20 protein-coding genes and 1 other RNA gene are annotated in these 18,721 nt (G+C 66.1%); 14 read left to right on the top strand and 7 right to left on the bottom strand.

Annotation, left to right across the window (positions count from 1 at the left end):
* Nucleotides 1–300: 300 nt before the first annotated feature.
* Nucleotides 301–2,151, bottom strand: a complete 1,851-nt coding sequence (locus HFP57_RS04340) for a DUF885 domain-containing protein (protein ID WP_176868643.1) — start codon at nt 2,149–2,151, stop codon at nt 301–303.
* A gap of 101 nt (nt 2,152–2,252) precedes the next feature.
* Here HFP57_RS04340 and HFP57_RS04335 point away from each other — a divergent pair, with 101 nt between their 5' ends.
* From HFP57_RS04335 to HFP57_RS04320, 4 genes are all read left to right on the top strand, one after another.
* A complete protein-coding gene (locus HFP57_RS04335) occupies nt 2,253–2,981 on the top strand; it encodes an N-formylglutamate amidohydrolase (protein WP_176868642.1) in 729 nt (242 codons plus the stop codon).
* An 18-nt stretch (nt 2,982–2,999) separates the two neighbouring features.
* Nucleotides 3,000–4,721, top strand: a complete 1,722-nt coding sequence (ilvD, locus tag HFP57_RS04330; RefSeq protein WP_176868641.1) for a dihydroxy-acid dehydratase — start codon at nt 3,000–3,002, stop codon at nt 4,719–4,721.
* 124 nt (nt 4,722–4,845) lie between these two features.
* Nucleotides 4,846–5,238 (top strand): hypothetical protein, encoded by a 393-nt coding sequence (locus HFP57_RS04325; protein ID WP_176868640.1) that lies wholly within the window; start codon nt 4,846–4,848, stop codon nt 5,236–5,238.
* Nucleotides 5,235–6,668: an NAD(P)H-hydrate dehydratase gene (locus HFP57_RS04320; RefSeq protein WP_176868639.1), complete on the top strand. Its 1,434-nt coding sequence runs from the start codon at nt 5,235–5,237 to the stop codon at nt 6,666–6,668. Before HFP57_RS04325 ends, HFP57_RS04320 begins: the two co-directional genes overlap by 4 nt.
* Nucleotides 6,669–6,750: 82 nt before the next feature.
* Here the strand turns inward: HFP57_RS04320 and HFP57_RS04315 are convergent, their stop codons facing one another.
* The 3 genes from HFP57_RS04315 to HFP57_RS04305 are packed head-to-tail and all read right to left on the bottom strand — an operon-like array spanning nt 6,751 to nt 8,592.
* A complete protein-coding gene (locus tag HFP57_RS04315; protein WP_176868638.1) occupies nt 6,751–7,710 on the bottom strand; it encodes a carbon-nitrogen hydrolase family protein in 960 nt (319 codons plus the stop codon).
* Nucleotides 7,710–8,135 (bottom strand): MAPEG family protein, encoded by a 426-nt coding sequence (locus HFP57_RS04310; protein WP_176868637.1) that lies wholly within the window; start codon nt 8,133–8,135, stop codon nt 7,710–7,712. The genes HFP57_RS04315 and HFP57_RS04310 overlap by 1 nt, the downstream gene beginning before the upstream one ends.
* Before the next feature lie 25 nt (nt 8,136–8,160).
* Nucleotides 8,161–8,592 (bottom strand): MAPEG family protein, encoded by a 432-nt coding sequence (locus HFP57_RS04305; RefSeq protein ID WP_176868636.1) that lies wholly within the window; start codon nt 8,590–8,592, stop codon nt 8,161–8,163.
* Between the two features lie 108 nt (nt 8,593–8,700).
* Between HFP57_RS04305 and HFP57_RS04300 the strand changes: the two genes are divergently transcribed.
* The gene (locus tag HFP57_RS04300) at nt 8,701–9,669 is read left to right on the top strand and encodes a threonine ammonia-lyase (RefSeq protein ID WP_176868635.1); all 969 of its coding nucleotides are present in this window, start codon (nt 8,701–8,703) and stop codon (nt 9,667–9,669) included.
* A gap of 9 nt (nt 9,670–9,678) precedes the next feature.
* The gene (locus HFP57_RS04295; RefSeq protein WP_176868634.1) at nt 9,679–9,858 is read left to right on the top strand and encodes a hypothetical protein; all 180 of its coding nucleotides are present in this window, start codon (nt 9,679–9,681) and stop codon (nt 9,856–9,858) included.
* A gap of 186 nt (nt 9,859–10,044) precedes the next feature.
* Here HFP57_RS04295 and HFP57_RS04290 read toward each other — a convergent pair whose 3' ends face one another.
* Entirely contained in the window at nt 10,045–10,701 is a 657-nt protein-coding gene (locus HFP57_RS04290) for an alpha/beta hydrolase (RefSeq protein WP_176868633.1), read from the bottom strand.
* A gap of 119 nt (nt 10,702–10,820) precedes the next feature.
* Between HFP57_RS04290 and HFP57_RS04285 the strand changes: the two genes are divergently transcribed.
* From HFP57_RS04285 to HFP57_RS04250, 8 genes are all read left to right on the top strand, one after another.
* Entirely contained in the window at nt 10,821–11,894 is a 1,074-nt protein-coding gene (locus HFP57_RS04285; RefSeq protein ID WP_281363120.1) for a cysteine desulfurase family protein, read from the top strand.
* Nucleotides 11,891–13,081 carry a cysteine desulfurase family protein gene (locus HFP57_RS04280; RefSeq protein ID WP_176868632.1) on the top strand — a complete coding sequence of 397 codons (1,191 nt, stop codon included), beginning with the start codon at nt 11,891–11,893 and terminating at the stop codon, nt 13,079–13,081. The genes HFP57_RS04285 and HFP57_RS04280 overlap by 4 nt, the downstream gene beginning before the upstream one ends.
* The gene (locus HFP57_RS04275; protein WP_176868631.1) at nt 13,078–13,413 is read left to right on the top strand and encodes a 2Fe-2S iron-sulfur cluster-binding protein; all 336 of its coding nucleotides are present in this window, start codon (nt 13,078–13,080) and stop codon (nt 13,411–13,413) included. Before HFP57_RS04280 ends, HFP57_RS04275 begins: the two co-directional genes overlap by 4 nt.
* A 5-nt stretch (nt 13,414–13,418) precedes the next feature.
* The gene (bla, locus tag HFP57_RS04270; RefSeq protein WP_176868630.1) at nt 13,419–14,312 is read left to right on the top strand and encodes a class A beta-lactamase; all 894 of its coding nucleotides are present in this window, start codon (nt 13,419–13,421) and stop codon (nt 14,310–14,312) included.
* A gap of 35 nt (nt 14,313–14,347) precedes the next feature.
* Nucleotides 14,348–14,445, top strand: an RNA gene (ffs, locus tag HFP57_RS04265) — signal recognition particle sRNA small type.
* 307 nt (nt 14,446–14,752) lie between these two features.
* A complete protein-coding gene (locus HFP57_RS04260; protein ID WP_425500736.1) occupies nt 14,753–16,417 on the top strand; it encodes a DNA polymerase III subunit gamma/tau in 1,665 nt (554 codons plus the stop codon).
* A 19-nt stretch (nt 16,418–16,436) separates the two neighbouring features.
* Nucleotides 16,437–16,760 (top strand): YbaB/EbfC family nucleoid-associated protein, encoded by a 324-nt coding sequence (locus tag HFP57_RS04255; RefSeq protein WP_176868628.1) that lies wholly within the window; start codon nt 16,437–16,439, stop codon nt 16,758–16,760.
* A gap of 84 nt (nt 16,761–16,844) precedes the next feature.
* Nucleotides 16,845–17,144 carry a hypothetical protein gene (locus tag HFP57_RS04250; RefSeq protein WP_246263357.1) on the top strand — a complete coding sequence of 100 codons (300 nt, stop codon included), beginning with the start codon at nt 16,845–16,847 and terminating at the stop codon, nt 17,142–17,144.
* Here HFP57_RS04250 and HFP57_RS04245 read toward each other — a convergent pair.
* Both HFP57_RS04245 and mtgA read right to left on the bottom strand, forming a co-directional pair.
* Nucleotides 17,141–18,016, bottom strand: coding sequence for an alpha/beta fold hydrolase (locus HFP57_RS04245; protein WP_176868627.1), 876 nt, complete (start codon nt 18,014–18,016; stop codon nt 17,141–17,143). The two genes, HFP57_RS04250 and HFP57_RS04245, sit on opposite strands and share 4 nt — an antisense overlap.
* A complete protein-coding gene (gene mtgA / locus HFP57_RS04240) occupies nt 18,013–18,699 on the bottom strand; it encodes a monofunctional biosynthetic peptidoglycan transglycosylase (protein WP_176868626.1) in 687 nt (228 codons plus the stop codon). The genes HFP57_RS04245 and mtgA overlap by 4 nt, the downstream gene beginning before the upstream one ends.
* Nucleotides 18,700–18,721: the final 22 nt, after the last annotated feature.

Genomic DNA, 18,721 nt, shown 5'->3' with positions numbered 1-18,721 from the left:
CTCTTTCAATTCGGTTCGTCATTGCGAGCATAGCGAAGCAATCCAGAGCCGAGCGCGAGACGCTCTGGATTGCCGCGTCGCCTTACGGCTCCTCGCAATGACGCTCGAAAACGACCCAACGAGCCAATTCCGCCCGTTAACCCTCTTTTTCCGCCATTTCTAAAGCAATCGGCCTAATATTGGGGCACGAACGGATCGAGCCCCTTGCGGGCGACGTCCGCCAATGATCTGCGTGTTCTCCAAAGCCCGCACGTCATTGAAACGGGTAGCACGCCCTCGGGCGGCGCTGCCCGTTTCGGTTCAGCGGCTGGCGGCGGCCACACGATCGGCGACGAGGCCGATCGGCATCGCCCCCTGGTTCAGCACGATCGCATTGAAATTCCGGACGTCGAACGCGTCGCCCCGCGCCGCGCGCATCCGGTCGCGCAGTTCGATCAGCCGCAGCTGGCCGAGCTTGTAACCGAGCGCCTGGCCCGGCCAGGCCATATAGCGCTCGATCTCGGCGGTGACGCGGCTTTCGGCGATGCCCGTCGCGCCCTGCATGAAGCGGATCGCCTGTTCGCGCGTCCAGCGCTTGTGATGGAGACCGGTGTCGACGACGAGGCGGACGGCGCGGAACAGCTCGTCCTGCAGGCGGCCGAGATCGCCGAACGGATCGTCCTCGTAATAGCCGAGTTCCTTGGCGAGCCGCTCGGCATAGAGCGCCCAGCCTTCCTGATAGCCGTTGAAGCTCGCGATCCGGATGATCAGCGGCGCTTCGCCGAGGCCGCTGGCGATCGCGACCTGGGTGTGATGGCCGGGCACGCCCTCGTGATAGGTGAGCGTCGGGAGGCGGAAGCGCGGCACGGCGCGCATGTCGCGCAGGTTGATCCAGTAGGTGCCGGGCCGGGTGCCATCGAGCGAGGGGGCGTCGTAATAGCCTCCAGGTGCGCTGTCTTGTGTCGCAACCGGTACACGGCGAATGACCAGCTGTTGCTGGGGAATGATCTCGGGCGGTAGCATGTCGCCATAATTGGCTTCGGCCTGCCCGGCGAGTTCGCCGACATAGTCGAGCAGTTCCCGCCGCCCGGCATCGCTGTCCGCGAACAGGAAACGCTCGTCGCCCGCCAGCCGCAGCATCCGTTCGCCGACACTGCCACCGGTCTCGCCGTTGGCGATGAGCAGCGCATCCATCTCGGCGGTAATCCGGCGCACCTCGTCGAGGCCGATATCGTGGATCTCGTCGGGCGACTGTTCGGTGTCGCCGAGCGCCAGCACATTGGCGGCATAGAGCGCTTCGCCCTCGGGCTGGGCCCAGACGCCGGCCATCTCCTGGCCGCGCGGCAGCATGGCGGCGATCTGGTCGCGCAGCCGCGCAATGGCCGGGCGCGCCCTGGTTTCCAGCGAGGTGATCGCGAAATGCAGGGCGGTCGCGCGCAGGGTCGTGTCGGTCACGGCGGCCGCCATCCCGGCATCGAACGCCTCGATCAGCGGATGCGCTTCGGCCGGGCCTTCGAGAAAGGCGTCGAGCACGGGAAGCGTTTTGGCGAGCAGCGCCCGGGGCGGGCGGCAGCCGGCGGCCTCGTCGGCGCGGACTTTTTCGAGGACGCCGGCGAACGCCTGCTCGAAGCCATCGAGCTTTTCGAGCCAGGCGTCGATCGCCTCGGGCGTCCGTACCGATTGCTGGGTCGTCATCACCGCCTGGGAATCGATATGCGGTCCGCTGATCTGCGAGACCAGATAGGGGAGGTGGTTAACGTAGCTGAACGGGTTGATCCGGCCATAGGGGATGCTCGCCGAGCGCTGGGCATTGGCGAGCACCGCTTCGGACACCGCCGCATGCAGCGCATCGCGCGAGCCGCGCGGGCAGTCGAGCGCGGCGATGCGCGCCCGGCTCGCCGCCGTGCCCTCGCGCAGCGCCTGTTCGCCGGCGGGCGAGTAATCGTTGAGGCGGCGCGCGAGCGGGCCTCCGTCGAGCGCCGCCTCGGTGCCGTTATAGGTGGCGACCTCGGGCAGCAGCGCGAGCAGCCGGTCGGCCTCCATCGCCAGCGCCATCCCGGCGTCGCAACTTTGCGCGCCTTGGGCGGGCAAAGAGGCGCATCCGCCGACACCCAATATCGTCCCGGCGGCGAGCCCGGTCATGGCCTCGCGGCGTGTCAATTCGAAACCCATTTGCGACTCCCGTTTTCTTCTTTGGTGACATAGCGCGCGCGGCACGGCAACTAGGACCGCATGCGGGTATCGAATAGAAAATCCCTATGGGAAAGCGCGGCATGACGGACGTCTTTATCGAGATCGAGGGGCGTTCGGAGTCCGGACTTGTCCTGATCGCCGACCATGCCTCGAACCGGGTGCCCGAGGATATCGATCTCGGCGTCCACCCGTCGGTGCTCGACAAGCATGTCGCGGTCGATATCGGCGTCGACCGGCTGGCGATGCTGGTGTCCGGGGCGCTGGGCTGCCCGGCGATCATCGCGAACATTTCGCGCCTCGTCGTCGATCTCCATCGCGAGCATGACAATCCGGTAGCGACGCCCGTCCATAGCGACGGCCACCATATCCCGGCCAATGCCGCGCTCGACGAAGCGGCGCGGCGGGAGCGGATCGAGCGCTTCTGGCATCCCTATCATGGTCGCGCGGCGGAGCTTGTCGACACGCATGAACCTGACATGCTCTTCACCCTGCACAGCTTTACGCCGCGGCTCGAGACGCGCACCCACGAGACGCGCCCCTGGCATGCGGGTATCCTCTACAACCGGGACGACCGCGCGGCGCGTATCGCCATCCCCAAGCTTGAGGCGCTGGGCCTCCATGTCGGCGACAACGAGCCCTATTCGGGGCAGGAGCTCAATGCGACGATGGACCTGCACGCGGAGGCCCGCGGCCTGCCCTATCTCGCGATCGAGGTGCGGAATGACTTGATCGCGGACGCAGAAGGCGCAAGGAAATGGGCCGAATTGCTCGTGCCCGTCATCGCCGAGACGCGCGACGCGCTCAAATAGACCGATCAGGAAAGTTCCATGTCCAACCGTTTCGACAAGTCGCAACTGCCGAGCCGCCATGTCTCGGTCGGCCCCTCGCGCGCGCCGCATCGCAGCTATTATTACGCGATGGGCATTACCGAGGAAGAGATCGAGCAGCCCTTCGTCGCGGTCGCGAGCGCGGGCAATGACAGCGCGCCCTGCAATACCCGGCTCGACCATCAGGCAAATGTCTGCCGTGAGGGCGTGATCACGGGCGGCGGGCTGCCGCGCCGGTTCAACACGATCACGGTGACCGACGGCATCGCGATGGGCCATCAGGGGATGAAAAGCTCGCTCGTCAGCCGCGAGGTGATCGCCGATTCCGTCGAGCTTTCGGTGCGCGGCCATTGCTATGACGCGCTGGTCGGCTTTGCCGGATGCGACAAGTCGCTGCCCGGCATGATGATGGCGATGCTGCGCCTCAACGTGCCCTCGATCTTCGTCTATGGCGGCTCGATCCTGCCCGGGCGGTTCCACGACAAGGACGTCACCGTCGTCGACGTGTTCGAGGCGGTCGGCCAGTATGAGGCCGAAGCCTGCCCGCTGCAGGAGCTGATCGAGCTGGAGAAAGTCGCTTGCCCCGGACATGGCGCGTGCGGCGGGCAGTTCACCGCCAACACCATGGCCTGTGTCGGCGAAGCGATCGGCCTCTCGCTGCCCAACAGCAACATGGTGCCCGCGCCGTATGAGTCCAACGACGATATCGCGCGCGCGGCGGGCGAGCAGGTGATGGAGCTGCTCGCGAACAATATCCGTCCGCGCGACCTCTGCACGAAAGAGGCGTTCCAGAATGCGGCCCGCGTCGTCGCGGCGACGGGCGGCTCGACCAATGCGGCGCTCCACCTGCCGGCGATGGCGAACGAATGCGGGATCGATTTCGACCTGTTCGACGTCGCCGAGACGTTCAAATCGACGCCCTATCTCGCCGACCTCAAGCCCGGCGGCAAATATGTCGCGAAGGACATGTATGAGGCGGGCGGCGTCTATATGCTGATGAAGACCTTGCTGTCCGAAGGCCTGCTCGATGGCGATTGCCTGACCGTGACCGGCAGGACGTTGGGCGAAAACATTGATGAAGTGACGTGGAACCCCGACCAGAAGGTCATTTACGCTGTCGACGATCCGATCACGCCGACCGGCGGGGTCGTCGGCCTCAAGGGCTCGCTCGCCCCCGATGGCGCGATCGTCAAGGTCGCCGGGATGGAGCGGCTGCAATTCACGGGTCCGGCCCGCTGTTTCGACAGTGAGGAGGAGTGTTTCAAGGCGGTCGAGGAGCGCGATATCGCCGAGGGCTCGGTCATCGTCATCCGCTATGAGGGGCCCAAGGGCGGCCCCGGCATGCGCGAGATGCTGTCGACGACCGCGGCGCTCTACGGCCGGGGGATGGGCGAGAAGGTCGCGCTGATCACGGACGGCCGCTTCTCCGGCGCGACGCGGGGTTTCTGCATCGGCCATGTCGGCCCCGAAGCCGCCGATTGCGGGCCGATCGCGCTGATCGAGGACGGCGATACGATCCGGATCGACGCCGAGGCCGGGAAGATCGACCTCGATGTCGAAGAAGCGGTGCTCGAACAGCGGCGCGCGGCATGGAAGTCGCGTCGGAACGATTATCAATCGGGCACGCTCTGGCGCTACGCCCAGAATGTCGGCCCGGCCCATGAGGGTGCCGTCACCCATCCGGGCGCCAGGGCCGAGACCCATGTCTATGCGGATATTTAGGATCGCCGTGCGACCGAAACTCCCTCCGCGCACCCTGAGCCTGTCTAAGGGTCGTCCTTTTCTTCAACAAGAAGGGCAGGGCTTCGAAAAGCTCAGCCTCAGCGGAATTGGGCGGGCTCCGGTATTGCGCCCTCTCATTTTCTGCTCTGTTGCGCTCGCCCTGTCCGCCTGCGGATCGGCGGCGGACGAACAGACCGCCGAAGCCGATCCGCTGATTGAGGCGGAAACCGAAGCCCGGGCCGAACTGGCCGAAAGCGGTATGGTCTATTGCGCGGTCAACGGGGCCGCCAGTTTCCGGCCCGACTGCCGGATCGAACGCACGCGGAGCAGCGACGGCCTGATCCTCACCCTGCGCCATCCCGACGGCGGCTTCCGACGGCTGTTGGTGACGGGCGACGGGCGGGGTCTGGTGGCGGCGGACGGCGCAGAACCGGCGGTCGTCAATCCGGTATCCGAGCGCGAAATCGAGGTGGCGATCGCCTTCGACCGCTACCGGCTCCCGGCGACGGTCCGGTGATCGCCGGGCCGATCCTCACGGCCGCCGAAATGGTCGCGGCGGAAGAGGCCGCGATGGCGGATGGCGTATCGGTCGGCGAATTGATGGAGCGGGCCGGCAAAGCGGTCGCCGATATCGCCTGGCGCATGGCCGGGAGGAGCGACACGCTGATCCTGTGCGGGCCGGGCAACAATGGCGGCGACGGCTATGTCGTCGCGCGCCTGCTCGCCGAGCGTGGATGCGATGTCCGGGTGGCGGCGCTGACCGATCCCAAGACCGATGTCGCGAAGGAAGCGCGCGAACGCTGGAAGGGCCCCGTCGAGAAGATTGCCGACGCAAAAGGGGCGCCGCTGGTCGTCGATGCGCTGTTCGGGACGGGGCTGATGCGGCCGCTGGACGGTTCGCTGGCCAAGCTGCTGGCCGATCATGTGAACGGTGCGCGGCACAGCGTCGCCGTCGACCTGCCGAGCGGGATAGAGACGGACAGCGGCGCGTTGTTCTCGCCGGTGCCGGAATTCACCGCGACCGCAGCGCTCGGCGCGCTCAAGCCCGCGCATCTGCTCCAGCCTTCGGCGCGTTATCTGGGCCGCGTGATGCCCGGCGAGATCGGCATTCCGGCGGAAAGCAAACTGCACGCGCTTGGCCGGCCGAAGCTTGCCGCGCCGGGTCCCGACGATCACAAATATTCGCGCGGCTATGTGCTCGTCGCGGGTGGCGCGATGGCGGGGGCGGCGAGCCTAACCGCCGATGCCGCGATCCGGGGCGGGGCGGGTTATGTCGCATTGGCCGGGCCCGACCATCCCGAAGGGCCGCTGGCGCTGGTTTATCGCCTCGCCGCCGATCCGCGGACCCTAGGCGATTTGCTCGACGACGACCGGGTCGATGTCGCCGCGATCGGGCCGGGGCTCGGCTTGAACGGCAAGGCCGAGGCGCGGCTCGACCGGGTGCTGGATTCCGGGCGGCGGCTCGTTCTCGACGCCGATGCGCTGACGCTGGTCGCCGGGCGCCGTGCGGACAGTCTTGCCGATCTGGCGCATGTGCCGATCCTGACGCCGCATCATGGCGAGTTCGTCCGGCTGTTCGGAGACGGCGAGGGGAGCAAGGTCGATCGCGCGCGCGCCGCGGCGGAAGCGGCGAATGCGGTGATCGTCTACAAGGGCAATGACACCGTGATCGCCGCGCCGGACGGCCGCGCCGCGATCGCGCCGCCCGCGCCGGCCTGGCTGGCGACGGCCGGCACCGGCGATGTACTGACGGGCATTGCCGCCGCTCGCTTCGCGCAGAATGACGATCCGTTCGAAGCGGCTTGCGAGGCGGTCTGGCTGCATGGCGAAGCGGGCCGGCGGGCGGGAGCGTTCCTGATCGCCGACGATCTGCTCGATGCGTTGCCGGGGGCACTGGCGAGTTGCCTCCAAGCTAGCCCGTTACTCCGTCATTGCGAGGAGCCGTAAGGCGACGCGGCAATCCAGAGCCGCAAGCGCATCGCTTGGCGCTCTGGATTGCTTCGCTGCGCTCGCAATGACGGCGAGACAGCTAAGACTTGTCCTCGAAAACCACGCCCGCCTGCTCGGCCGTGTTCACATTCAGCTTGAATACGTCGGGCCGCGCATAATGGCCGTCGGTGTCGAGCGCGGCGAGGCCCTGGCCGATCAGGTCGAGATCGAGTTCGGCATGGAGTATCTCTTCATGCCCGCCCGCTTCGGCGAGAATATCGCCATTGGGCGCGATGATCATGCTGCCGCCATATTGGAGCTGACCGTCGGGCATGGCCTCGATCAGCGCCCGCGCCTCGGGATCGCCGCCGCAGCGGCCGAGGCCGTCGAGCAGCGTATCCCGGTTGAGCACTGTCCCTGCGGCGAGCACGAAACACCGGCCCTCGAACGCATAGTGGCGCGAGGCGATGGCATAGGTGTCGCGCACGGTCGGCCAGGCGGCGACGTGCACGGCCTCGCGCTGGTTGTGCATCGCCGCGCGGGCGAGCGGCATCCAGTGCTCCCAGCAGATCAGGTGCCCGACATTCCCCCAGTCCGCCTGATGGACACCGAGCGTCGATCCGTCGCCGCGCGCCCAGATCAGCCGTTCGCCATGGGTCGGCACGAGCTTGCGATGGGGCAGCGGCGGCTGGCCTGGCCGGAACAGCAATTGCGTGTTGACGAGGCTCGATCGCACCCGCTCATGCGCGCCGACCGAGACGATCAGGCCGCGCCGATCGACGAGCTTCTGTATCGGCGCGAGCCGTTCGTCACCGGGCCGGATTGCCTGGTCGAGCAGGATGCGGTGCATCGCCTTGCTGCCGGGATGGTCCCAGAGCGCCGCGCCCGGCGCCTCGTCGAGCCAGATCGGATAGCCGCCGAGAAAGGTCTCGCCGAACGCGACAACCGTCGCGCCGCCGTCCGCCGCCGCCTCGATATGCGCCGGCAGGGCCGCGATCCCGCCCGTGACGTCGAGCGGGACCGGTTCGGCCTGGACAATGGCGGCGGCGATGCGCGGCATCAGAAGACGAGCAGCGCAGTGTTCACGATCAGCCAGCCGAGCACGATCGTGCTCAGGGTGAAGATCAGGAAGCGGATCGGCACGATATTGACCGTGCTCTGCCAGATGCTGTGGGCGATACGCAGCCCGACATAGGCCCAGGCCAATGTCAGATTGATGCCGTCGCCGGCGCCGATCAGGGCCAGGGTCAGGGCGATCGCGTAGAAGACCGTCGGCGCTTCGTGCAGATGGTTGTAATTGTCCGCCTGCCACTGGACTCTCACCGGCAGTTTTCTGAGGTCCTCATTGGTGTAGACGCCCGGGGTGAAATCGACCTTGGCCGCGTTCATCGCCGGGATTCGGGTGGCGTACATCCAGATCCACATGACGATGGTCCAGATAGCGAGCGCCACGACGGGCGCGAGGATGGGGCTGTTGCCTTCCATGATATGTCTCCGTTCTTTTTCCGGTTTATTGCAGGGCCGCCGCGGTCGCGTGAAGCGCGAGAGCCAGCAGCGCGAGGCTGCTCAGCACGAACACCATGAAACGCGCGGGCACATGGTTCCATGTCGCCTGGATGATGCTGTGCACGATCCTGAGGCCCACATAGGCCCAGGCCAGCCAGACGTTGAGCCAGACATCCCCGGTCCCGGTCAGCGCGACGATGAAGACGGTCGCGTAGAAGATCGTCGGCTGCTCCATCAGATGGTTATAGTTGTGGGCCTTCCAGTTGACGCTGTCCGGCACGACGCCTTCCAGGTCCTGGCCGCGGCCGCCGGGCCGGGCGCCCATATCGACGCCGATCTTCTTCATCGCCGGAAGACGGGTCACCATGACCCAGATCATCATGATCAGCGTCCAGACGACGAGAACCGCCGCGGGCGCGAGAATGGCACTGTTCATTATGCTCCCCTTTTTCGTGATGCCGGGAGACTGCGGCAGCACCGGAAAACTGTCAAATGCAACGGGCCTGACGTTGCGGCATCGGGACGTGCAGGCTAGCCGGGGCGCATGACGGATATCGAATCGCGCGCACCGACTCTGGCAGGCATCCGGGAAGCCGCGGCGCGCATCCGCGACGTCGTTCCGCCGACACCGCTGATCCCGTTCGAGACCGAGCACGGCGAAATCTGGCTCAAATGCGAGAATCTCCAGCCGATCGGCGCATTCAAGCTGCGCGGCGGCTATCACCGGCTCGCCGCAATGAGCGCGGCGGAGCGCGAGACCGGCGTCGTCGCCTTTTCCTCGGGCAATCATGCGCAAGGCGTCGCCTGGGCCGCGAAACGGCTCTCCATGCCGGCGCTGATCGTGATGCCCAAAGACGCGCCGCGCGCGAAGCTCGAAGCGACGAAGGCCCTGGGCGCGGAGATCGTCAGCTATGACCGGATGAGCGGCAGCCGCGAAAAGCTGGCCGCGGACCTGGCCGCCGAGCGCAATGCGATCCTCGTGCCGAGCTTCGACGATCCCTGGGTCGTCGAAGGGCAGGGGACGGCGACCCTCGAAGCGGTCGAGCAGATGGAGGCGATGGCGGGCGGTCCGCCGGACAGCGCGGTCATCTGTTGCGGCGGCGGCGGGCTTTCGGCGGGTGCGGCGCTGGTGCTGCCGGACGCGAAGATCACGGTCGTCGAACCCGCGGGCTGGGACGATATGGCGCGCTCGCTGGAGGCCGGAGAGATCGTCCCCGTCCAGCCCGATCCGCCCGACACGCGCTGCGACGCGCTCCAGACCTTGCGCGTCGCGCCGGTTACCTTCGATATTCTATCTGTCCAGAGCGCGACGGGCGTCGCGGTGACCGAAGAAGAAGTCGCCCACGCCGTGCGCACCGCCTTTTCGCGACTGCGACTCGTCGTCGAACCGGGCGGCGCCGTGGCGCTGGCTGCCGTGCTCGCGGGCAAGGTGAAGCCGACCGGCCGGACGCTCGTTACGCTCTCGGGCGGCAATGTCGATCCGGCGGTTTTCGCCGAGATCATCCAGGGCTAGAACAGACCGATGCTGCTTGCCGCCAATATCGCGCTCTCGATCGCCATGGTTTCCGTCTTCGCGCTGGGCGCAGGGGGCATCTGGCTGTGGGTCAAGCGCGGCGAGAAGCAGCGGGGCCTGCTGATGCTCGCCGCGGCGATCGTGATCTTGGCGAACGTGTTGATCTGGACGGTGCCCAATCCGGTTTAACTTGTCAGACTCGACCATGCGGTCGAGCGCGGCACCGGCCCACTCCCCCACCCGGCCTCCCATAGAATACACTGAGTGGGAGGCCGGGTGGGGGAGTGGGCCGGTGCGGCGATTTCGCGACAGGGAAATTCTGACAAATAGCTTGTGGCGCCTGACGTGAAGTCGAAGGTCCGGCGAATGAAACCGCTACTTAATCGGGCAGTCCGGATCCAACCGCATGTCGAGATAGTCGTCGACCGATTTCATCAGCGGATCCATCTCGCGCTCGAAGAAATGGTTGGCGCCCGGGATCACGTCGTGCTGGATCGTGATATGCTTTTGGGTCCGCAGCTTGTCGACGAGCTTCTGCGTGCCGGACGGCGTCGCGACTTCGTCGGCATCGCCCTGAATGATGACGCCCGAGGCCGGGCAGGGGGCGAGGAAGCTGAAATCGTACATGTTCGCGGGCGGCGCGATCGTAATGAAACCGCGAATCTCCGGCCGGCGCATCAACAACTGCATGCCGATCAGCGAGCCGAAGGAAAAGCCCGCGACCCAGGTCGTCTCGGCTTCGGGATGGAAGCTCTGGAGCCAGTCGAGCGCGGCGGCGGCATCGGAGAGTTCGCCGACGCCATTGTCGAATTCGCCCTGGCTCTTGCCGACGCCGCGGAAGTTGAAGCGCAGCGTTGCGAAACCGCGGCGCACGAAGGTCTTGTAGAGTGCCTGCACGACCGCATTGTTCATCGTGCCGCCGCCCTGGGGGTGCGGATGGAGGATCATCGCGACCGGCGCGCGCGGGCGCGGCGGCGGAGAAAAACGGCCTTCGAGGCGGCCGTCGGGACCGGGAAAAATGACTTCAGGCATATCGGTTCGGTGCAACCCTTTGGCTGGAAACGGGCGGGAATCGGGCTTATGCGGGCATAAGCGGCATGTGGCCTATATGATGTTCAGGTCTCTTTTCGCAACTAAAACCGGATAAGTGATTGAAAGAACGCCTTTATCTCGACCATGCGGCGACCATGCCGATGCTCCCCGAAGCGCGCGATGCGGTTTCGGCGGGATTCGAAGGCTGGGCCAACCCGTCTTCGCCGCACGGCGAAGGTCGCGACGCCCGGGCCGCACTCGAGGACGCGCGCAAGCGGATTGGCAAGGCGCTCGATTGGGGCGGAGAGATCGTTTTCACCAGCGGCGCGAGCGAGGCGATCGCGCTCGCCATCTCGTGCACGAAAGCCGATCGGGTGATCGTTGGCGCGGTCGAGCATGATGCGGTGCTGCGCGCGGCCGGAGATGTCGAACGGATCGCCGTCGACGTCTTGGGCCAGGTCGATGGCGGCAAATTGAACTGGATGCTGTCGGGGTCGGACGAAACGGCGCTGGTCGCGATCCAGGCGGTTAACAGCGAAACGGGCGTCAAACAGGATCTCGAAGATCTCAAGCAGCGCATCCATGTCGGCGGCAACTGGCTGTTCGCCGATTGCAGCCAGTCGGCCGGGAAACTGCCGCTGCCCGATGCCGATCTGATCGCGATCTCGGCGCACAAGCTCGGCGGCCCGCCGGGGATCGGCGCGCTGCTCGTGAAGGATTTCGCCAGTCTGCATGCGCTGGGCGGGCAGGAGCGCGGCTATCGGCCGGGTACCGAAAACCTGCCGGCCGCGCTCGGTTTCGCCGTCGCGCTTGAAGCGCCGACGGGCTGGGTGTCGCGCGCCGCCGAATTGCGCGAGCATCTCGACAAGGCGATCGAGCAGGAGGGCGGGATCGTGGTCGCCAGGGATGCCGACCGCATCCCGACCATCGCATCCTACCGGATGCCGGGGGTCGCCGCGAACGCCCAGTTGATCCAGTTCGACATGGCGGGGATCGCCGTTTCCGCGGGCAGCGCCTGTTCGTCGGGCAGCCTCAAACCCAGTCATGTGCTGATTGCGATGGGCTGGAGCGAAGCCGACGCCGCCGAGGTAATCCGTGTCAGCTTCGGGCCCCAGACGAACCGTGCAGATATCTATCGCTTCATGGATGTCTGGAAGCGACTGGCGGCAGAAGGGAAGGGGCGCGCGGCATGAGCGACACCATCTATCTCGACTATCAGGCGACGACCCCGATGGCGCCCGAGGCGCGCGAAGCGATGCTGCCCTTTCTCGACGAGAAGTTCGGCAATCCGCATTCGCCGCACAAGATGGGCCGCGAGGCCGCTGCGGCCGTCGAAGTCGCGCGCGACCAGGTGATGGACTGCATCGGCGCGGAGAGCGGCAACCTCTATTTCACGAGCGGCGCGACCGAAGCGGCGAACTGGGCGATCAAGGGCGCGCTGGCCAAGGCGCCCGAAGGCCGCAACCGTATCGTAACGGTCGCGACCGAGCATGCCTGTGTGCTCGACACCTGCGAATTTCTGGAAGACTGGGGTTGCGCACTGACCGTGCTCGACGTGTCCGAGGAGGGGCTCGTCGATCCGATGGCGGTCGAGGAGGTGCTGGACGAGGATGTCGCGCTTGTCGCGCTGATGCTCGTCAACAACGAGATCGGCGTCATCCAGCGGATCGCCGAGATCGGCCCGCTGGCCGAAAAATGCGGCGCGCTGATGTTTTGCGATGCCGTCCAGGCGCTCGGCCGGGTCGAAATCCCGTGGCAGCAGTGCGACATGATTGCCATGTCGTCGCACAAGATTCACGGGCCCAAGGGCGTCGGTGCGCTCTGGCTGGCCGACGGGGTGAAACCCACGCCGCTAATGCATGGCGGCGGACAGGAGGGCGATCTGCGCTCCGGCACCCTGGCGCCGGCGCTGTGCGCGGGATTCGGCGCGGCCGCGGCGTTGATGGCCGAGCGGGTCGATGACGATTGCGCGCATGTCGAGAAACTATGGGCTGTCGCGACTCACCGCTTCGGAGATCGCTGGACGATCAACGGTTCGGACTGCGCCCGCTATCCGGGCAATCTCAACATCCGCCTCGACGGGCTCGATGCGGCCCGGCTGATTTCCGATGTGCGCGGCGTCGCCTTTTCCGCGGGCTCCGCCTGCGCCAGCGGATCGGGACGGCCGAGCCATGTCCTTTCGGCGCTCGGACTGTCGAAGGAGGAGGCGAATGCCAGCATCCGTCTCGGCTTCGGCCGCTATACGAGCGAGGAGGATCTGGAAAAGGCGATCGACCTGATCCTCGAAGCCGCGGCGGAACAGTTGCCCGGCCGGCCGGTGGAAGGCGAGGAACCGCATTCCGAGGACGAAACGCAGCTGATGGAAGGTGAGGGCGAATGACCAAAGTCCGTTTCATCTCCGCCGATGGCCGGCAGGTGAGCGAGGTCGATGGCGCGCCCGGCGACCGGCTGCTCGATCTTGCTCAGGCCGACGGCCAGCCGCTGGAAGGCACGTGCGAGGGGCAGATGGCCTGCTCGACCTGCCATGTGCATGTCGATCCGGACGATTTCGCGAAACTGCCGCGCGCGCAGGAGATGGAGGACGACATGCTCGATCTCGCCGCCGACGTGAACCGCTACAGCCGGCTTGCCTGCCAGATCTGGCTGAACGAGGAGCTGGAGAGCCTGACCGTGCGAATCCCGGGCGCGGTCCACAATATGCAAGGGAGATGATTGTGTTGAAGCGCATCACATGCCTGTTTGTCGCGGCCACGCTCTGGGCGGGCTGCGCGTCCGAACCGCAGGGCACTTCGCAAATCGAGACGATCCTCGGCGATCATGTTCTTGAGGGAATCGAGCAGCGGATCGGCGGCCGGGTCGGCGTCGCGCTGACCGACGAGACGGGCAACCTGCTCCGCGCCTATCGCGGCGACGAGCGGTTCGCGATGTGCTCGACCTTCAAGCTGGCGCTGAGTGCGGCGGTGCTCGAGCAGGTGGAGGCGGGCGATATGGCGATGGAAGATGCGCTGGCTTTCGGCGAGGACGACCTTCTCGATTATGCGCCCGCTGCGCGCGATCATCTCGTTTCCGGCGAGATGAGCGTGGTGGAGGCGGCCGAAGCGATCAGCACGTTGAGCGATAACACGGCTGCCAATCTGCTGCTGGACGACGCGATCGGCGGGCCCGAGGGCATAACCGCCTTCTTCCGCCGGCATGGCGACGAGGTGACCCGCCTCGACCGGATGGAGCCCGAGCTGAACGAGAATGCGCCCGGCGACGAGCGCGATACGACGAGCCCGGTCGCGATGGCGGGGCTGGTCCAGCGGCTGATGTTCGGCGACGCGCTGGGCGAGGAAAGCCGCGCGCAGCTGGCAGCCTGGGCGATCGCCAACCGGACCGGCGACAACCGCATCCGCGCCGGGGTGCCCGAGGGCTGGACGGTCGGCGACAAGACCGGCAGCTGCGGCACCGCCTATAACGATATCGGCATCATCTGGCCGCCCAGCGGCCCCGCCTTCGTTCTGACCGTCTATATCGACCGCCCGACAGCTGATGCCGCCGAAGTCGATGCGGCGATTGCGGAGATCGGTGAACTGGCGGCCTTTTACATGAGTGAGCGGAATATCGGCTGACATTGCATTTCGGCGCGGACATCGCCATATGCCCATTCGGAAGTCGGGCGGACGCGGCATTCGCCAACCCGGTCAGGTCCGGAAGGAAGCAGCCGTAACGATTTCGCCGCGGGTCGTTCCGGCTTCCACTTTAGCTAACATCATCAGTTTTTTGTCAGACTCGACTTAACAGTCGAGCGCCGGATTTTGCTTGTCAGAAACTTCCTGACGGAAGTTCGCGCCACCGGCCCGCTCCCCCTCCCGGCCTCCCACAGGGTACACTTATTGGGAGGCCGGGAGGGGGAGCGGGCCGGTGGCGCGCCTGAGCGTAGCGAAGGTCTGACGAAAAAGAGTCCGAGAACCAAACTTCCACACGGTTAACCGAAAATTCCGCGCATAACCCTTTCGACATGACGCGCCGCAGGGTCTAGTCTCTGCTCATGTCCGATTCCCAGGAGACGATGGAGCCCGCCGCCGATTCCGGCCCGGGCCTCGGCCTAGACGAGCCGGCCCAGCCCGCGCCGCCCGAAGGTGCGCAGCCCTATCGCGTGCTGGCCCGCAAATATCGCCCGCAGAGCTTCGATGCGTTAATCGGGCAGGACGCGATGGTCCAGACGCTCGGCAACGCGATCAAGCGCGACCGGCTGGCCCATGCCTTTCTGCTCACCGGTGTCCGCGGGGTCGGCAAGACCTCGACCGCGCGGCTGATCGCCAAGGCGCTCAACTGTATCGGCCCCGATGGCGAGGGTGGGCCGACGATCGATCCGTGCGGCCAGTGCGAACCGTGTGTCGCGATCGCCGAGGGGCGGCATATCGATGTCGTCGAAATGGACGCTGCCTCGCATACCGGCGTCGACGATGTGCGCGAGATTATCGAGGCGGTGCGCTATGCGGCGGTCTCGGCACGCTACAAGGTCTATATCATCGACGAAGTCCATATGCTGTCTAAGAACGCATTCAACGCGCTCCTGAAGACGCTCGAGGAGCCGCCGCCGCATGTGAAGTTCCTCTTCGCGACGACCGAGGTCAACAAGGTGCCGGTGACGGTGCTTTCGCGCTGCCAGCGCTTCGATCTCCGGCGCATCCCGGCCGATCGGCTGGCCGAGCATTTTCGCTGGATCGTCGGAGAGGAGGGTGCCGAGGCCGAAGACGAGGCGCTGGCGCTGATCGCGCGCGCGGCCGAGGGTTCGGTGCGTGACGGGCTCTCGATCCTCGACCAGGCGATTGCCCATGGCCCCGAAGGCGTGACCGCCGCGCAGGTCCGCGAGATGATCGGGCTGTCCGATCGCGGCGCGGTGCGCACCCTGTTCGGCCAGCTGCTCGCGGGCGACGCGCAGGCGGTATTGGCGACGGTGCAGGAGCAGCACGATCTCGGTACCGATCCGGCGTCGCTGTTTCGCGGCCTGCTCGAAACCGCGCACGGCATCGTCCGCGCCAAGGTGGGCGGGGCCGACGATCCGGCGCTCTCGGCCGAGGAACGCGAAGCGTTTTCCGACTGGGCGAGCCGGCTCGGCTTCGCCGCTCTCCACCGCATCTGGCAGCTGCTGCTGAAAGGCCTGCACGAGGTCGAGACTGCGCCGATGCCGATCGAAGCCGCGGAAATGGCGCTGCTCCGGATCGTTCATGCCGCGGGCCTGCCCGATCCGGGCGAACTGGCGCGCAAGTTCGAGAGCGGAGCATTGGCTGCGGCTGCCGCCCCGGCCCAGGCGCCCTCGGGGCCCGGCGGAGGCGTGCAGGGCAGTTTCCCGGCCGATTATGCGGCGCTGGTCAGGATGGTCGCGGAAAGCCGGCACGACGATGCTAGCTGGAAAACCGCGCAGTATCTCGAGCGCGATGCGCGACTGGTCTGTTACGATCCGCCCCGTCTCGTGATCCGGCCGACCCGGCCGCGCGATGAGGAGTTCTTCCGCGATCTCGGCCGGCTGCTGCGCGAGGAGACCGGCCAGGCCTGGACCATCGAGACGAGCGACGAGGCGGGGGAACCCAGCCTGCTCGAACAGGAACAGGCGGCGGCGAGCGCAGAACGCGAGGCCGTGTTGCAATCCCCGATGGTGAAAGCGGCGTTCGAGGCGTTTCCCGATGCCGAACTGATCGATTACAAGCTGGCCCCCGGTGGCAGAGGCTGACCCAATAGGAGCTGATCCCGTGCAGAATTTCGAAGACATCATGAAGGCCGCGCAAAATGTGCAGGAGGAACTGCAAAAGGCGCAGGCGAATCTCGAGAATATCGAGGTGGAGGGCGTATCGGGCGGCGGCCTCGTCAAGGTACGCGCCAGCGCCAAGGGCACGATCAAGGGCGTCGAGATCGACGAATCCCTGATGAAACCGGATGAAAAGCCGGTGCTCGAGGACCTGATCGCCGCCGCGCTCAACGATGCGCGGGCGAAAGCGGATGCGGCGAGCCAGGAGGAAATGAGCAAGATGACGAGCGGCCTGCCGCTCCCGCCGGGCTTCAAGCTGCCTTTCTAGGCCGAGTTCCGAATATTCCGGACTAATTCGCGGAACTTCCGTCTCCCGGGGCCGTTTTCCGGTCCATCATAGGGAGAATATATCATGGCCGAAGAGAAGATTACCGAACGTGACGACGGTGTGACCACCGAACGTACGGTCGAACGCAGCGATGACGCAGACAAGACGGTGATTATCGAACGCCGCGGCGGCGGTGCAGGCTGGGTGATCGCCATCATCTTGCTCGTTGCGGTTGCTGGCGGCGCCTATTTTCTGAGCCAGAGCGGTGCGCGTGAAGCGGTCGAAACCGAGGCTATTACCGAGGCTGCTGAAAATGTCGGCGATGCAGCGCAGCAGGTTGGCGCCGCCGCGCAGGACGCGGCAGACGCAGTGGAAGGCAACTAGGACGCGGCCCGAAAGGCGCGATAGGCTGCGAGCACCGCCTCGGGCGCCTCGACCTGCGGATAATGGCCGACATCGAGCCGCGTCACGGCGATATCCGGGTTCAACGCCTCGAGCGCGTCGGCGAGATGCCCGCCCGACACCGGATCATGGACTCCGTTGATCATCGCAAGCGGGCAGGGCGGATCGATGAGTACGCTTCGCCAGCGATCGGCATGCTCGGCGCGCTCGGCCATATAGGCGAGCAGGGCGGGCTGGACGCGCTGTCCGTCATTCTCGCTGATTACTGCCCAATAGGCGTCGAGTTCGGCCTCTGACGGCTGAGTGTCCGGGCCGAAAACCTCCGAAAAGCCCGCGCCGAACGCCGCGCAGTTCATATGTTTGACGATTTCGGGGCCCTGTGGTCCGGCGAGCAGCTCCTGAATCGGGCGGGGCCGATGCTGTTCGGGCAGAAGGCCGCCATTGAGAAACGCACAGCTGCGGACTGCCGCGCCGCGCCGCGCCAGCAATTCCTGCGCGACGCTGACGCCATAGTCGTGCGCGAATATGTGGTAACTCTCGATGCCCATTTCCGCGAGCAGCGCCTCGACGATGTTCGCCTGTTCGACGAGGCGATAGTCGTGCGGGTGCGGCTTGTCGGAAAAGCCGTAACCGAGAAAATCGAGCGCAACTGGGCGATACCGATCGGCGAGACCGGGCCAGACGGGCAGCCAGTCGAGGCTCGACGTCGGAAAGCCGTGCAGCAGGAGGAGCGGCGGCGCATCGGAATCGCCGCAGATGCGGGTGAAGATATGGTGGCCGTGCAGCTCCATCATCGCGCCGCCCGAGCGCCATGTTTCCATGGCCGCGCTGTCGATCTTCGGCGTCTCCGTCATAGGCAGTCGTCCAGGGGGCTCGCCCGCACCTGTCCCATGCGCGCGACGAGCCGGTTGGCGTAGCGCGCGGTCCAGCTGCCGGGCCGGGTGGCGTCGCGCGTTTTGGGAGCGGGGAGAACGGCGGCGATCCGCGCGGCCTCCAGATCGCTCAGCTGGCTCGCATCATGACCGAAATAGCGCTGCGCGCCGGCATTGGCGCCATAAGTCCCGATCCCGGTTTCCGCGACGTTCAGATAGACTTCCATGATCCGCGGCTTGTCCCAGAGAAATTCGATCAGCACGGTGAAATAGGTTTCCAGTCCCTTGCGGAACCAGCCGCCGCCCTGCCAGAGAAACGCGTTCTTCGCCGTCTGCTGGCTGATCGTCGAGCCGCCGCGTTGCCGCTCGCCCGACTGGCGCTCCTCCCAGGCCCGCTGGATTGCCTCGTAATCGAAACCGTCATGGATGCAGAAAATGCCGTCCTCCGCCGCGATCACCGCGACCGCCATGGCCTGGTCCATCTCTTCGAGGCTCATCCAGTCCCGGCCCGAGCCGTTTTCGTCCAGCACCATAGTGGCCGTGATCGGCGGCGGCACGAAACGGTAGAGCAAGACCCAGAGGAATGTGATCAGGAGGAACCAGAGGATCGCCTTGAAGGCGAAGACGAAGACGCGTCCGGGCAGGGATCGGGTGCGAGCGGCCATGGCGCCGGTTTATCCTGCCCAA

Source organism: Parasphingopyxis algicola, from assembly GCF_013378075.1.
Lineage (GTDB): Bacteria > Pseudomonadota > Alphaproteobacteria > Sphingomonadales > Sphingomonadaceae > Parasphingopyxis > Parasphingopyxis algicola.
Note: the sequence above shows the minus strand (reverse complement) of the source record. Positions and strands in the feature narration are given on the sequence as shown.